The organism is Actinoplanes sp. DH11 (genome assembly GCF_020873875.1).
In the GTDB taxonomy this organism is placed as follows: Bacteria; Actinomycetota; Actinomycetes; order Mycobacteriales; family Micromonosporaceae; genus Actinoplanes.
In genome coordinates this window covers 34,062-48,455 of sequence record NZ_JAHWGU010000030.1, presented here as the reverse complement: position 1 = coordinate 48,455, position 14,394 = coordinate 34,062, and the positions used below count along the sequence as shown (strand labels likewise).

The following is a 14,394-nucleotide window of genomic DNA, read 5'->3' as shown; positions in this document are numbered from 1 at the left end:
CATTCGCCCGGCGGTGGGTGGTCACCCGACGAGCACCGGCCGTTCGGCAGACTGGCGCGATGAGTTCTCGAAGCCGACGACCCGCAAAGCGGGGAACCAGCCGGGCCCGCCGCCCAGATCTCACCATCGTGCCCGGCACGGAGCAGGCCTGCGGGTGCCCCGACTGCGCAGAAGGTGGACCGGACCCCGAACAGATGCTGACCGACCTGGTCGATGACGCGTCCGCGTTGGCCGAGGTCGATGATCCGCTCGAAGCGGAACTGGCCGGTGCGTTGTTCGTGGCGATGAGCCGGGCCGGCGGCGAGGAGATGGTGGCGGCGTTTGCCGGTGCTTTCATCCCAGCGATCGAGGCGCGCGGCACCCGGGCCGCGCTGACGCTGCTCACCGCGATCGGTGCGGTGGGCGGCGAGGCAGAAAAGCCGGTCACCGAGGCCGCCCGGGCAGCCTCGGCACGGATGCGCGCCAACAGCGTCGCGGGCCCGTCCTGGGCCGACGATCTGGCGCAGCCGCTGACGGCAGGGCCGTTCACCCGGATGCATGACGACCAGGACATGATGTCGGTGCTGATCGGCGCCTTTCAGCGGGCCGGCCGCGACCATGCGCTGATGATCACGGTCGATCACCAGCACTGTGGCGCTGCGGAACAGATCTACCTGCTCGATGCCGAGGAGTTACCGACCGCGGTCGCCGCGATCCATCAGGGCGCCCGGCAGGACGGGGTGAGCATCCGTACGAAGAAGCTGGGCGCGCCGGAATTCCGCTGGCATGTCGAGCAAGCCTTGGAGGCGCGTGCCGTCCACGACGAGGAGGACGGTCCGAACGACGATGCCCCGGTCGATCCGAATCTGATCGACGACGGGGACGGCCCGGGATACGCCCCACTCGCCGTACTCACCCGCAGCCGCCTGGACACCCTGCCTCCCGCTCGCCGGCCGCGCGACGCGACCGCGTCCGGCCACACCGCCGACCGGACCGCCATGGACGTGCTCCAGCAGTTCGCCGCCCTGATCGGCAACTCCGGCGGCCCGGCCGCGTTCGGCCTCGACCTGCCCGCGGCCCGCCGGCCAACACCCGCGAAACTCCCGACCAAACGCAAAAAGTCCAACGGCCCGGCACCGATCTACCAGGTCAAGGTCAGTCTGCGCGGTGCCAGACCGCCGATCTGGCGGCGGCTGCTGGTACCCGGCGACATCACCCTCAACCGGCTCCACCAGACGATCCTCGCCGCGTTCGGCTGGCACGGCGGACACCTGCACGTCTTCGACACCGCGTACGGCCAGTTCGGACGGGCCGACCGCGACCTCGGGCACCGATCGGACGGCCCGGTCACCCTCGAACAGGTCGCACCCGCGGTCAAAGACAAAATCCGCTACACCTACGACTTCGGCGACGACTGGGAGCACGACATCCTGGTCGAGAAGACGACACCCGCCGACCCGGCCACCACCTACCCGATCTGTGTCGGCGGACGGCGCGCGGCCCCACCCGACGACTGCGGCGGCATCTGGGGATACCAGGACCTGATCGAGGTACTCACCGACCCGAACCACCCGGAACACCAGGAACGGCTGGCATGGCTCGGCCTGGACCACCCCGACCAGTTCACCCCGGACAAATTCGACCTGGATCAGGTCAACCAGCGACTCCGAACCCGCTGACCAACAGGCCACGAATAGGCCGCCACTCGTTGACACGCCTGCCACACCGGGCCGAACCATCAACGAGCGGCGTGGCCGTATCTCGGCCTCGAATGCCTCTTCGAGGTGCCCGGCGACACCCGAGCACCTCGGCGGTCTCCTCCACGCTCAGCCCTTCGAGCGGCACGGATGACCGCTTTGCGCGCGTACGCCTCCGGCGCGGCCACCCGGTCCCACCGCAGGTACAGCCGGGACAGCGCCCCGGACACCGCGTCCTCGGCGGCCTGCCAATCCCCGCAGGTCACATAGGCGAGCGTCCGGAGCGCTGCGAACCGGGCACCGGCGAACTCGCGGAACCCCTCTTCTGACTCGGCATCCACCAGCCGGTCTCCTCTCATCGAGAGCTAGAGGAGACGACCGGCCTGGCGGGTTGCACGGGTGAGCGGATTTTCTCCGGCCGGGTTTCCGCGGCGACCCTACCGCCGGGGCCCGGTCAGGCGCCGGTGCAGGCGGAGCCGTTGAGGGCGTACGCCGCCGGCGGCGCGCTGTTGCCGGTATGGGTGGCCTGGAACCCGAAGCTGACCGACGCGCCCGGCGCCACCACCGCGTTGTAGCCGGCGTTCGTCGCCGTGACCCGCCCCGACGCGGGCGCGTACCCGGCGTTCCATCCGCCGGTGATCGTCTGACCGGCCGGCAGGTCGAAGGCGAGCGCCCAGCCGTTGAGCGGGGTGCTGCCGGTGTTGGTCAGGGTGATGTCGGCGGTCAACCCGTTGTTCCAGGCGTTGACGGTGGCGGTGGCCCGGCACGCCGTCCCGGGCGGCGGCGTGGTGGAGCTGCTCGGCCCGGGTGCCGGGCTGGACGGTGGTGTGGTGGCGCCGAACTGGGTGAAGAACTGCCACACCTCGGCGGACACCCACGACGAGGACGCGTTGCGGTCCACCGGCAGCGGCACGTGGTCGCCGTCGAACGCGGCCCACCGGACCGGATATCCGGCACGGCATCCGGCGTAGGTGGTGGTGACGTGAGTTCCGCTGCCGGAGGCCGGTTCGGGCGGGCTCTGCGCCGTACAGCCGTTGGCCCGCACGAAGGTGTCCCGGATGGACCGGCCCGCCGAGATGTTCAGGACGCTGTCCCGGATGCCGTGGATGCCGAAGTAGGCGACCGGCTGGGACGCCGCCGAGCAGCCACTGAGGTTGGCGCCGGCGATGGGGGCGACCGCCCGGAACACGGTCGGCCGGGCGCAGGCGAGGGCGTAGCTCATGGCCCCGCCGTAACTGAAGCCGAGGGCGAACCGCTGCGACGTGTCGACGCACAGGTCGTTCTCGACGACCCGCAGGATGTCGTCGACCAGGGTGACGTCGCGGCCGCCGGTGTTGGCCCAGCCGGCGTCGAGGCCCTGCGGCGCCACGAAGATCGCGCTGTTCGCGGCGCGTTGCTGGAGACCGTAGAAGCCGTTGCCGACCACGTCGGCGGCACTGCCGTTGAGCCAGTGCAGCCCGACGACGAGCCGGTAGGCCTGGCTGCTGACGTAGTTGCCGGGCAGCCGCAGCGTCCAGGTCCGGGCCCGGCCGCCGCTCTGGATCGTGTAGGTGCCGTCGCGCAACGTCGGTGCCTTGCCGCATCCCGGGGTGGCGGCGAGTGTGCCGGCCCGCTCGGCCGACGCGGTGCCGCCGGTCAGGACCGTGGTTCCGGCCACGATCAGCAGCGCCGCGGCGGCGGCTGCCGTGCCGAGAACCCGATGCTTCCACGCTCTTCTTCCAGCCATCGAAAGCCCTCCTCGTCAGGGTGCCAGCCACCGTACGGGAGCGCTCCCAAGAAACTCAACAATGCTCCGTCGACCTGAACTCGAAACAGCAGCTCAAAAGCGCGTAAGGCGCAGCGTAACAATTTTGAGGGAGTCATTTTTCGCGAATAGCAGGGTCCCGAAACTCTCGGATTCACTTCCGGCACTATCGGCGGAACCACCGCATAGAGAGTCCGAACAGCTGGTCAGACTGCTGGTACTTCCGGAGAAAACCCGGAATCTCTTGTTTCCGATTTGTTGCCGTGCCAGCATGGCGGTGCATTGAAGCCAATCGCTTTTGATCCGGCTCGTGCGCCCCACCGGCCGCCATTCACCCGCACAGCGGCGTGTGTATCTCGGCGGCCGGACGCAGAGCCGAGAAGGGAAGCTCTCGTGGTCGACAGATCCCCAGTCAACTCCCCCACCCCCGCACGACGGCGTTCGCCGCAGTTCCGGGCGCTCATCGTCGGTACCGTCGCCGCCGTCGGGGCGTTCGGCGCCCTGATGGTGATGCCCCATGCCGACGCTGCGGCCGGCACCCTGGGCGCCGCTGCCGCACAGTCCGGCCGGTACTTCGGCACGGCCATCGCGGCGGGCCGGCTCGGTGACGCCGCGTACACGTCGATCGCCGCGCGGGAATTCAACATGGTCACCGCGGAGAACGAGATGAAGCCCGACGCCACGCAGCCCCAGCGGGGCCGGTTCGACTTCAGCGCCGGCGACCGCATCTACAACTGGGCGACCGAGCGCGGCATGCGGGTCCGCGGGCACACCCTCGCCTGGCACGCACAGCAGCCGGGGTGGATGCAGAGCCTCGGCGGCAGCGCCCTGCGCCAGGCGATGATCGAGCACATCAACGGCGTGATGGCCCACTACCGGGGCAAACTCCACTCCTGGGACGTGGTCAACGAGGCCTTCAACGAGGACGGCAGCCGCCGCTCGTCAAACCTGCAGTCCACCGGCAACGACTGGATCGAGGTGGCGTTCCGCACCGCGCGCGCCGCCGACCCGTCGGCCAAGCTCTGCTACAACGACTACAACATCGAGAACTGGTCGTACGGGAAGACGCAGGGCGTCTACAACATGGTCCGGGACTTCAAGGCCCGTGGCGTGCCGATCGACTGCGTGGGCCTGCAGACCCACTTCACCGGCGGCAGCTCGCTGCCCGGCAACTTCCAGACCACGCTGGCGAACTTCGCCGCCCTGGGCGTGGACGTGACCCCCACCGAGGTCGACGTCACCAACGCCTCGACCACGCAGTACGCCGGGCTGACCCAAGCCTGTCTCAACGTGCCGCGCTGCATCGGCATCACCGTGTGGGGCGTACGGGACAGCGACTCGTGGCGCGCGAACGAGAACCCGCTGCTGTTCGACGGCGGCGGCAACAAGAAGGCGGCCTACACGTCGGTGCTCAACGCGCTCAACGCCGCCGGCCCGGCACCGTCCTCACCGGCGCCGAGCCCGTCGGCCTCCACCACGCCGGGCACCGGGAACCGGATCGTCGGCGCCCAGTCCGGCAGGTGCGTCGACGTGCCGGGCGCGTCGCAGAACAACGGCACGCGCGTCCAGCTCTACGACTGCAACGGCCAGGCGAACCAGGTGTGGACGCTGACGTCGAGCCGGCAACTGACCGTGTACGGCACCAGGTGCCTGGACGCGGCCGGCTCCGGCAACGGCTCGGCCGTGCAGATCTACAGCTGCAACGGGCAGGCCAACCAGCAGTGGAACGTCAACACCAACGGCACGATCACCGGCGTGCAGTCCGGGCGCTGCCTGGACGTGTGGGGCACCGGTAACGGCCAGCAGATCCAGATCTACGACTGCAACGGGCAGGCCAACCAGCGGTTCGGCCTGACCTGATCCCGCCGCGGTGGGGCGGTGCGGATGACGAGGCGGTGCGGGGTCACCCGCATCGCCTCACCGCGCGAGCGCCCGGACACGGCCTACGTAACCGCAACCGCGTCCTGGCCGCGGCGCGCGACGTCTTCGCCGAGCTAGGTCAAAGCGCACGTGCGAGATGCAGGCGGCGGACCGCGGCTTCACCGACGTGCTCACCGTCGCGTTCCCGTCGGCAACGGCGTTCGAGGCCGAGCGCGCGCGGCCGGCCTGCCCGGATACCGGAAGACGGCCCGGTCAGCCGTCTCGGATCGTGGTGAGCAGTGCCTCGCGGACCGCGGCGAGGCCCGCGTCGAGGGCGCCGAGCAGCACCGCGTCGTCCTCGACAGCCGTGACGGCGATCGAGCTCTCCAGCGGGACGGCCCCCCGGAAGGCGTCGCTCACGGCGGCGAGCAGGAGGTCGCCGCCGGCCTGCGCGATCGGTCCGGCGAGCACGACCACGGAGGGGTCCAGGACCGCGACCACCGCGGCCAGGCCGACCACGATCCGCTCGGCCAGCGTGGTGAGGAACTCGCCGGGACCGGCCGTCGCGGCCGCGGCCACCACCGCGGCCGGGGTGTCGCCGGCGATGCCGTTCTCCCGGGCCAGCTCCATGATCGCCGAGCCACCGAAGAGGTCCTGCAGGTCCAGTTTGCGGTGCGGTGAGTCCGGCGAACAGAGCGGCACGTAACCGATCTCCCCGGCCCCGCCCCGGGCGCCACGCAGCAGTGTCCCGTTGATGTCGATGGCCAGACCGAGACCGTCCTGGCCGATCCAGAGCAGGGCGAAGTTCTCCGTGTCCCGGCCGGCGCCCCGCCGCCGCTCGGCCACCGCGGCCAGGTTGACGTCGTTGTCGGCGCCGACGCGCGTACCCAGCGCCGCGGCGATCTCCGGCACCAGCCCGGGACGGCCGAAGCCGGGCACGTCGACCAGGCGGATCGTCTCGGTTCCCGGATCGTACGAGCCCGGCACGCCGAGCTGCACGTGCCGGATCCGGCCGGCCGGGACGCCGGCTCGCTCGCGCAGCTCGGCGACCACGTCGGACACGACGGCCATCGGGTCGGCGCCGAGGAAGTCGACGCGTGACTCGAACCGGGCACGGACGACGCCGGTCAGGTCGCAGAGCGCGGCGGCCACCGACGGGGTTCCGCTGGTACCGACGTCGCGGACGGACACCGCGGCCGCGTAGGCCGCGTCCGGTTGGACGGCGTAGATCTCGGCGTTCGGCCCGGGGCGGCCGCTGGCGTACCCGGCGACCCTGATCAGCCCGGCGTCGGTCAGCCGGCGCAGCGCCTCGGAGATAGTCGGCGTGGACAGCGCGGTCACCTCGCGCAGGTCGGCCCGGGTCAGCATGCCCGGATCCAGCAGCAGGGCGAACGCCGCACTCTCGTTCATGGCGCGCAGCAGCTTGGACGAGCCGGCCAGACGCGCCATCGATACCTCCAGATCGACCACTATCGTTAAGGCAACTTAACAGTCACCGGGCCCGCGCCCCTAATACGTGCGCCACCCCACCTCGCCTCTCCGCCTCGCCTCTCCGCCAGGAGCGACATGACGCGTGAAGATGGTTGCCTGCGCGACGCCGGGCGTGGTCGAACCGGGCGCGGCAGTCCTCTTCGGACTGTACCGGCCGACGCTGCCAGGGCCGGGCCTGGCCGCTCAAGGGCCGGCCCGGTCAAGGGCCTGGCCGGCATGTGCGTCGACGTCGCCTGCGGATCGTGCCGGCCGAATACGGTTGCCCGGTGCGCGCCGACGCGCCGCCCCGGCGAGATGTTGATCTGCTAGCGCTACGAAATCGCTGTGATCATGGGGTCAAAACCGCGATATCGCATCGCTAGCAGATCAACACCGCCGTGCGGACGCGACGCAGCAGATCAACACCGCGGGTGCGGACGCGGCGCAGCAGATCAACACCGCGGGTGCGGACGCGACGCAGCAGATCAACACCGCGGGTGCGGACGCGGCGCAGCAGATCAACACCGTGGGTGCGGACGCGACGCAGCAGATTCCGGGTCCGGCCGGCTTGTCAGCGGTACGGCGTGGCGTGCCGCACGGCGTCCGAGGCGCCCTCGGAGCGCGCCGAGCCGGTCACGCGCAGCACCACCCGGCTGCGCGGCAGGGCCGGGATCCGGCGCAGCGAGATGTCCAGGTCCTGCTCCGGCACCTCGAAGTCGAGCCGCGCGAGCCGGATCAGCAGGGTTGCCAGCAGCGCGACAGTGACATCCTCGCCCGGGCACCGGTGGCCGGTGCGGGGGTCACCGCCGCCCTGCGGGATCAGCTCGTCGCGGCCGGGCTCCCGGTCGAGGAAACGGCCGGGATCGAAACGGTACGGGTCCGGCCACAGTGCCGGGTCGTGGTTCTGCCCGTAGATGTCGAGCAACACCATCGCGCCCGCCGGGATGCGCTCGCCCTGCCAGGTCAGGTCACGCGCGGCCAGGCCGCCGACGAACGGCGCGAACGGGTAGAACCGGCGCAGCTCGTGCGCGACAGCGACAGCCCACGCCCGGTCGCCGGCCCGCAGCCTCTCCCGGTGCTGCGGCCACCGGTGCAGCGCGTGGCCGGCGAACGCGACGAACCAGGACACCGCCACCGTCGGCCGGATCACGTTCAGCAGCTCGACCGCGGCGCGCTTCGGCTCGAGCAGCCGGCCGTCGGTCCCGGTGTGGCGGGCCACCAGCTCCAGCACCGAATCGGCGGCTGCCGGGACCGTACCGTCGCGTACCCCTTGAATCAGATCGGCAAGCCGGCGCTCGCAGCGTCCCCGGGCCCGGCGGGCCCGCCAGTGCCGCGGTCCCAGGGTGGCGAACCCGTCGACCAGCGCCGTCAAGTCGGCGGCCGTGTCCGCGACGTCCTCGGTGGCGAGCGGTACACCGGCCCACTCGCACACCGCCCTGGTCAGCACCCGGGCCGTCTCGTCGAAGAGCACCGTCTGCGGCTGCCGCGCCCACTGCCCGGCCGCCTCGTCCCAGATCTGCCCGGTCAGTTCCGCCAGCCGTCCCACCTCGCGCACGTCCTTGAGCGCCGACAGGAACATGATTTTGCGGTTGCGATGGTCCAGACCGTCGAGCGTGTGGATGGCGCCATGCCCGAAAAGGGTCCCCTGCACCGGCTCCGGGATCGCGCCGTGCCGCCGCACGTGCGACTCGTCGTAGAAGAAGCGCACCGCCTCGGGCCCGCGCAACGCGACCGCCCGCAGGCCCATCAGCCGGGTGTGCACGATGCTCGGGCCGCCGGCGCGCCGGAACCGTCCCGGAAGCCAGGAGTAGCCCTGCGAGATCAGTCCCAGGCTGTCGTCGATGTGTGGACGCCGATGCTCAGACATGTGCGCCGTATGCCCCGGTTCCGCGCCGGGAAACGCCGCCGCCCACGCGTAGGTCCGCGCCGGCCGGGTATGCGTGCCCGGTAGTCGGAACCGCTGAACACGGGGGATGCGCTCATGCCGACATCACAGCACCCGGAACGGGTATCGCCCCAGCGCCACGGGCCGCTGGCCGAAGCCATGGTCACGCTGGCGGAGACACCGGAACACGCCTCCGGCATCCCGGAACGACTCACCACGATCGCCGCCCTGTCCACCGAGCGGGTCGCCGCCGCCGACTACGCCTCGATCACGACGTTGCGCGGCGACGAGTACACCACCGTCGTGGCCAGCAGCGACATCGCGCTCGCCGTCGACGAGGCACAGTTCGCGGACCGGGCCGGGCCGTGCCTGCAGGCGCTGGAGACCGGCGAACCGGTCGGGGTTCCCGACATCGCGGCGACCATCGACTGGCCCGGCTTCCACGAGGTGGCCCCGGCTCTGGGGCTGCGGGCGTCGATCTCGGTCCCGCTGTACGGCGGCCGCGGCACACCGCTCGCCGTGCTGAACCTCTACGGCCGCGACGACGCCGCGATGGAGCCCTTGATCGCCGGGGTGGCGCAGCTGTACGCCACCAGCCGCGAACTCGACCTGGACGTCCCGGGCCTACCGGTGTCCGACCCCGGCGCCGAGGAACTGCTCACCGGATACGCCGGGGCCCTGGCCGTCCGCGCCACCATCCAGCTCGCCCTGGACGTGCTCGGCGGGAACCCCGGCGACGCCTACATCGACCTGTGCGCGCGGGCCGCGGCGGACGGGACCTCGCTGGGCGGTGCGGCGGAGGCCGTTCTCAAAGAGTTGCTCTGAGGCCGGGATCAGGCGCTGGTCCGCCGATCCAGCGGGCCCCACTCCCCCGAACCCTGCGCCTCCACTTCGGTCATCGCCTCGCGCAGGGCGGTGTCGGCGATCCACGCCACCGGCCGGTGGCACCGCACCAGCGGCTCGTTGTCCGGCCCGCGCCCGCACAGTTCGCCTCGCAGGACCCACGGCCGGACGCCGGGGCCGCGCAGGTTCGCCAGGTGGCGGTAGTCGTACAGCCGCCGGGCCACCCAGAGGCGTACCGGCCGGTCCCGCCACCACTCCTCCACCGCCAGGCCTAGAGGAACACGTCCACCGAGCCCCCGCGTTCCGGCCCGGCTACCCGCCGAAAGCCCCCGCAGGCGGCCCCGAACTCTTGCGTGCCGTCCGGGGTGCACGCCTCAGCCCGCCGGGCCGGGCAGTGCCGTCGACGGGGGTACGCATCATCGTTCAACGGCACGAACGGTCACGATCGACGGGCCGATGGTCGGCCGGGACCGTCGGCGCGGAGGACCGCCGTCGAAGCCACGGAGAGCGACGCTCCGGATTTCATCGTGTTCCCTTTCACAGATCAACAACACCCCAGTGTCACCACCCATGAGCATGCTGTTTCGGCAAACTTCGCAGTGCTCTTCCAAAACGGACATGACTCAGATCGGTCGTCACTGTATGTAATCGATACGGTGGGCGAGCCCCGTCCCGGGTCGAGCTATCAAGGAGGGGCGGCGGGCACCTGCTCGCCGGTCGTGCCGACCCGGACCACGCCGAGCCCTGCCCCGGTCCGGCGGCACGAGCCCGCATGACGAGTCATGAGGCATTCAGGGGCAGGGACGGGGGAACCACTATCGGTCCCCGACCGGCACGCCGTCCGCGGCGACCCGGCCGGAGACCTTGGGGTGAAGCCGCCACCACGCGGCCGGGCAATCCTTCGAGCCCGAATCCGACAGCTAACCTCGCAGGCGTGCCGGAGGGAATCCTTCACCGTGCGCGTACGCACCTCGAGCCGGCCCGCCCGCACCCTGGGAACCGGCACTCTCGCCCTGTCCGTGGGTCTCGGTCTTCTCACCGGCGGGCTCGGCACACCACAGTCAGCCAGCGCCGCTCCGCAGTCGTCTGCGGTAGCCGCCACACAGGTGTTCTCGCAGAGCAGCGTGGCATTCAGCCAGGCCGGCATCACCGTCAAGGCCGCGGCGTCCAAGGCCGCGGCGTCCAAGGCCGCCAAATCCAAGGCGGCCGGCAAGCGGGTCGTGACCGAGGCGGCCCGGCACAAGGGCAAAAAGTACAAGTTCGGCGCCGCCGGACCCAAGCGGTTCGACTGCTCCGGCTACACCAAGTACGTCTACAAGAAGGCAGCGGGCAAGAAGCTGCCGCACAAGGCGAACTCGCAGCAGCGGTACGGCAAGGCCGTGTCCAAGTCGGCGAAGCGCCCGGGTGACCTGATCATCATCCGTAAGGGCTCGCGCGGCACGCACGCCGGCATCTACGCCGGTGGCGGCAAGATGTGGTCGGCGCCCCGGACCGGCAAGACCGTCTCCAAGCAGAAGATCTGGAGCAAGAACTACGTGGTCCGGCGCCTGGTCTGAGTCAGGTACCACACCGTCCGCGCTTCACGCCCGGACATCACACGACGCCGCCCGCACCGTCTTGACGAGGTGCGGGCGGCGTTCGCCGTGCAGCAACCGGGTCGGTTGAGAAGGCCGGGCGCGACCAGGGGCAGCACTTGATGCCCGACCCGTTGATATCGGTGTTTCCGCACGTCAAGCACGTGGCGAGGCTGGCGTCCAGCAAGTGGTGGGAGGCAGTCCGCGCGCTGGGTCAGTGCCCGGCGTGATCGCTGCAGAACACCGTCTTGACGAGTGTGTCCAATGCGGCCGGGAACACCTCGGCCGGGTTGATCGCGGCGTCTCCCATGGTGATCCCGGCGGTCATGGTCTTGCTGCCGTCGGGTGTGCTGTACATCAGGGCCCCGTAGCCGCCGGGGGCACCGCCGTTGTGATGGTAGATGGTGCCGCCGCAGTCCGGGCCCAGGTCCTGCACGAACAGTCCGAGGCCGTAGTCGATCGGCCCCTGGGGCGTGCGCATCTGCGCCAGGAGTGCGGCCGGCAGGAGCTTGCCGGAGTTGAGCGCGGAGAAGAACGTCAGCAGGTCCTGGGTGGTCGAGATGGCGCCACCGGCCGCGGGCAGCATGGAGAGGTTCTGCCGGGAGACGTCGACCACCTTCCAGTCCTCGCCGTCCTGGTAGCGGCAGTAGCCGTGGGCGTGCGGCTCGGGCAGGTCCGTGGTACTGCCCGCGAGGACGGTGTCCCGCAGCCCGAGCGGCCCCAGGATCCGCTGTTGCATCTGCTCGCCGTATGACGCGTCGGCGACCTGCTCGATCAGCAGCGCGGCCAGCGTGTAGTTGGTGTTGGAGTAGCTCCAGTCGGTCCCGGGTTCGAACCGCATCGGCTTGGACAGCGCCAGCTGGACGAGCTCCTGCGGCCGGTAGGTGTGCAACCGGGTGTCCACCCATTCCTTGCCCGTGGCGGGGATGCCCGCTGCGACCGTCCCGTCGGGGTAGTACTCGCCGGTGTAGTTGAACAGGCCGCTGGTGTGCTGCAGCAGCATCCGTACCGTGATCCGCTCATCCAGCCCGAGGTCGGTCAGGTGGTCGGCCACCGAGGTGTCCAGTGTGATCTTTTCCTCGGCCACCAGTTGCAGGACCAGAGTGGCGGTGAAGGTCTTGGCGACGCTGCCCGCCCAGAACCGGCCGTCGGTCGGCGGTCTGGTGGTCTCGCCCAGCTTGCGTACTCCGGCGCTGCCTACCCATGCGCCCTGATCGTCGTGGACCCGCATCTGCAGTCCGGCGAAGCCGGCGTCTACGAACGCTTTGATGGCCTTCTGCAGTTCGGGGCGATCCTGCCCGGCATTGGTCACGGTGGTCATGAGGTGCTCCTTCACAGGCTGCGGGCGGTGATGTCGCCGTGGGCGGTGGTTGCGTGGATGTTCAGGCCGGCGGCGGCGCCGTCGGTGTTGTTTAGCGCGTTGTGGATGCGGCCGTAGCTGGTGCCGGCGTCCAGGGTCGCGGAGGCTTCCCGGGCGGCACCGACCGAGATGTGCTCCGCCGCCTTCACATCACGGCTGCGGGAGGCGTCTGCGGGCAGGATTTCGACCGTGGTGTCGGCCCGATCGGCGGCAATGAACCGGATACGCCCCGCGGGGATGTCGAGGACGGCCGAGACCGGGGCGGGGGTGGCGAACTTCCGCATCGCGAGGCCCTTCGGTTGCTTGTTTCTGACAACAGAAACGCTACGTTGCCTTCATCGATCCCGAAAGCCTTACGTTGCGGTCTTCTAGTATAGGTGCAGTTCAACGGCACTAAATCGTTGCACTCGTTGCATATTTAACGCAACGATGCGGTTCGGTGTCGTTGCAATATGCCGAAAGTGAAGGCTATGGGGCACCCTCATGGACACCGAGGAGGCCGCGATGCCAAGAGGCAGGCTCACCCGGTAGGACCAGGTCGCCCGGGAGCGGTCATCGCGCACAACCCGACGTACACGGCGCTCGAGCCGGCCGCGATCGGCTCCCCCGCCCGTGCCGCCCACGGTTCGGCGTCCACCGAAGCCCAGGTGCGGTCGAGTGATGGACGGACTCACCGAATCGCTCGGGGCGGCCAGACGGGTACGTTGCGGCGACACTCAACAGCCAGGCCCGAGGGCGCCGGGGTCAGGCTCGGACTCACCACTAACCCGCCGCACCCCAGGGGCAGTGACTCAACCGGCGGACGTTTACCCGGCCGCCGAGCTGCACGCCAAGGTGACAACCCTGCCGGACCCCGATCTGGTCGGTGCTGACGCGATCCGCCGGATGAATCTCAACTACGTGCGGGACCCCGCCGACCCGGGCGAGCCGTAGGCCTTCCCCGGCGGCCACGACCTCACCGGGCTGCCACCCACGATGATCCTCAACTCCGACATAGACCCCTTGCGAGCCTCCGGGCAGCAGTACGGCGCCGAGCTCGCCGCCGCAGGCGTCGACCTCCTCATGATCCGCGAGGTCGGTGCCTACCACGGCTACCTCAACGAACCCGACAGCACGGCGGCCGCCCGCAATATCAGCCGCATGGAGAGCTGGCTGCCGTCACACCTTGATCCCAACTGAGCGCCCACGGGACAAGCCGCACCGCGCGCTGGCACTTGCTGCGCACGGCACTGCGGGCAGACCGCGACGCGCCCCCTGGCGCGGAAAGCGGTTTCAACCTCGCCTGGCTCACCAACCCAGTTCCTGATCTCTTGAACAGCCTTGATGATCTTTCTCGTCTGCCGGACCCACAGTTGCGGGTCCCCCTGCGGAGCGCGCCCGTGCGCGGCGCCGTCAAGAGCGTGGACGGTCGGCGTGAAGCCGTTGATGTCGATCGGCGGCTGACCGGCACGGCGGGCGTAGTCGTTGAGGAGTGTTAATTGGTCCAACTTCTTGCGGGCTCGCTTCAATTCGGCCACGACGGTGGCCTCCGGCAGCCCGAGACGGCGCACGAGGATCTCGATCTGAGCGACGGCTTCAGTGTCGACTGCCTGTCGGCAGATGGCTAAGGTCATGGCGGTAACGGGGGTCCGTCAAGGCAACGGTGTAGCTCGATGTCGTGAGGGTTAGTTGCGGCCGGCGGACGAGGCCGGCCCGACAGCGCGAGTCCGGTGGCTGCGAGGTTCGGGCATGGAGGCGCCTGCGGCGCCGACTGGACTGGGCGCGAGCAGCGGAGAGCGCCGTCGCGCCGACGATGAGCAGGAATCCGGTGCGCCCGGGTGGCCGACGGCGTATGCGCCTCACTGGTCGCCAACCATGTTCGAGAAGCTCCACCAAACCGGGCGCAACTCGGAAGTGTCGATTCTTCGGTGCTTGGAGCGTTGATGGCCGCGCTGATCGGCGTTCGCGAGATCCGGAATGCGCGTGCCCAGCTCGAATGGCGT

At 70.1% G+C, this 14,394-nt stretch carries 14 protein-coding genes and 1 riboswitch; of the genes, 6 read left to right on the top strand and 8 right to left on the bottom strand.

Annotated features, from left to right (window positions below):
* The first annotated feature begins 194 nt into the window (after positions 1-194).
* Complete coding sequence (locus LPA41_RS33095; RefSeq protein WP_229075054.1) at positions 195-1,658, top strand: plasmid pRiA4b ORF-3 family protein; 1,464 nt, start codon at positions 195-197, stop codon at positions 1,656-1,658.
* A 59-nt stretch (positions 1,659-1,717) separates the two neighbouring features.
* Here LPA41_RS33095 and LPA41_RS33090 read toward each other — a convergent pair whose 3' ends face one another.
* A complete protein-coding gene (locus tag LPA41_RS33090; protein WP_229075053.1) occupies positions 1,718-2,017 on the bottom strand; it encodes a hypothetical protein in 300 nt (99 codons plus the stop codon).
* A 113-nt stretch (positions 2,018-2,130) separates the two neighbouring features.
* Positions 2,131-3,402: a cellulose binding domain-containing protein gene (locus tag LPA41_RS33085; protein WP_229075052.1), complete on the bottom strand. Its 1,272-nt coding sequence runs from the start codon at positions 3,400-3,402 to the stop codon at positions 2,131-2,133.
* A 522-nt stretch (positions 3,403-3,924) separates the two neighbouring features.
* Between LPA41_RS33085 and LPA41_RS33080 the strand changes: the two genes are divergently transcribed.
* Entirely contained in the window at positions 3,925-5,280 is a 1,356-nt protein-coding gene (locus tag LPA41_RS33080; RefSeq protein WP_229075110.1) for an endo-1,4-beta-xylanase, read from the top strand.
* Positions 5,281-5,553: 273 nt separating this feature from the next.
* Here the strand turns inward: LPA41_RS33080 and LPA41_RS33075 are convergent, their stop codons facing one another.
* Positions 5,554-6,729: an ROK family transcriptional regulator gene (locus LPA41_RS33075; protein ID WP_229075051.1), complete on the bottom strand. Its 1,176-nt coding sequence runs from the start codon at positions 6,727-6,729 to the stop codon at positions 5,554-5,556.
* A 592-nt stretch (positions 6,730-7,321) separates the two neighbouring features.
* Positions 7,322-8,617, bottom strand: coding sequence for a cytochrome P450 (locus tag LPA41_RS33070; RefSeq protein ID WP_229075050.1), 1,296 nt, complete (start codon positions 8,615-8,617; stop codon positions 7,322-7,324).
* Positions 8,618-8,731: 114 nt separating this feature from the next.
* Here LPA41_RS33070 and LPA41_RS33065 point away from each other — a divergent pair, with 114 nt between their 5' ends.
* Positions 8,732-9,460, top strand: a complete 729-nt coding sequence (locus tag LPA41_RS33065) for a GAF domain-containing protein (RefSeq protein WP_229075049.1) — start codon at positions 8,732-8,734, stop codon at positions 9,458-9,460.
* An 8-nt stretch (positions 9,461-9,468) separates the two neighbouring features.
* Here the strand turns inward: LPA41_RS33065 and LPA41_RS33060 are convergent, their stop codons facing one another.
* Complete coding sequence (locus LPA41_RS33060; RefSeq protein ID WP_308036654.1) at positions 9,469-9,849, bottom strand: DUF6098 family protein; 381 nt, start codon at positions 9,847-9,849, stop codon at positions 9,469-9,471.
* Positions 9,850-10,253: 404 nt separating this feature from the next.
* Positions 10,254-10,428, top strand: a riboswitch (cyclic di-AMP (ydaO/yuaA leader).
* Positions 10,429-10,434: 6 nt separating this feature from the next.
* On the opposite strand from LPA41_RS33060, the gene LPA41_RS33055 reads away from it, so the two are divergent.
* Positions 10,435-11,034: a C40 family peptidase gene (locus LPA41_RS33055; protein WP_229075047.1), complete on the top strand. Its 600-nt coding sequence runs from the start codon at positions 10,435-10,437 to the stop codon at positions 11,032-11,034.
* A gap of 232 nt (positions 11,035-11,266) precedes the next feature.
* Here the strand turns inward: LPA41_RS33055 and LPA41_RS33050 are convergent, their stop codons facing one another.
* Together LPA41_RS33050 and LPA41_RS33045 are read right to left on the bottom strand one after the other, a co-directional pair.
* Positions 11,267-12,373 (bottom strand): serine hydrolase, encoded by a 1,107-nt coding sequence (locus LPA41_RS33050; protein ID WP_229075046.1) that lies wholly within the window; start codon positions 12,371-12,373, stop codon positions 11,267-11,269.
* 11 nt (positions 12,374-12,384) lie between these two features.
* Complete coding sequence (locus LPA41_RS33045; protein WP_229075045.1) at positions 12,385-12,696, bottom strand: hypothetical protein; 312 nt, start codon at positions 12,694-12,696, stop codon at positions 12,385-12,387.
* A 502-nt stretch (positions 12,697-13,198) separates the two neighbouring features.
* Here LPA41_RS33045 and LPA41_RS33040 point away from each other — a divergent pair.
* Both LPA41_RS33040 and LPA41_RS43390 read left to right on the top strand, forming a co-directional pair.
* The gene (locus tag LPA41_RS33040) at positions 13,199-13,345 is read left to right on the top strand and encodes a hypothetical protein (RefSeq protein WP_229075044.1); all 147 of its coding nucleotides are present in this window, start codon (positions 13,199-13,201) and stop codon (positions 13,343-13,345) included.
* A 42-nt stretch (positions 13,346-13,387) separates the two neighbouring features.
* Entirely contained in the window at positions 13,388-13,591 is a 204-nt protein-coding gene (locus tag LPA41_RS43390; RefSeq protein ID WP_374238237.1) for a hypothetical protein, read from the top strand.
* On the opposite strand, the gene LPA41_RS33035 is transcribed toward LPA41_RS43390, so the two are convergent.
* On the bottom strand, positions 13,504-14,025 hold the full coding sequence (locus LPA41_RS33035; protein ID WP_229075043.1) for a hypothetical protein: 522 nt from the start codon (positions 14,023-14,025) through the stop codon (positions 13,504-13,506). The genes LPA41_RS43390 and LPA41_RS33035 overlap by 88 nt on opposite strands.
* Positions 14,026-14,394 lie beyond the last annotated feature (369 nt).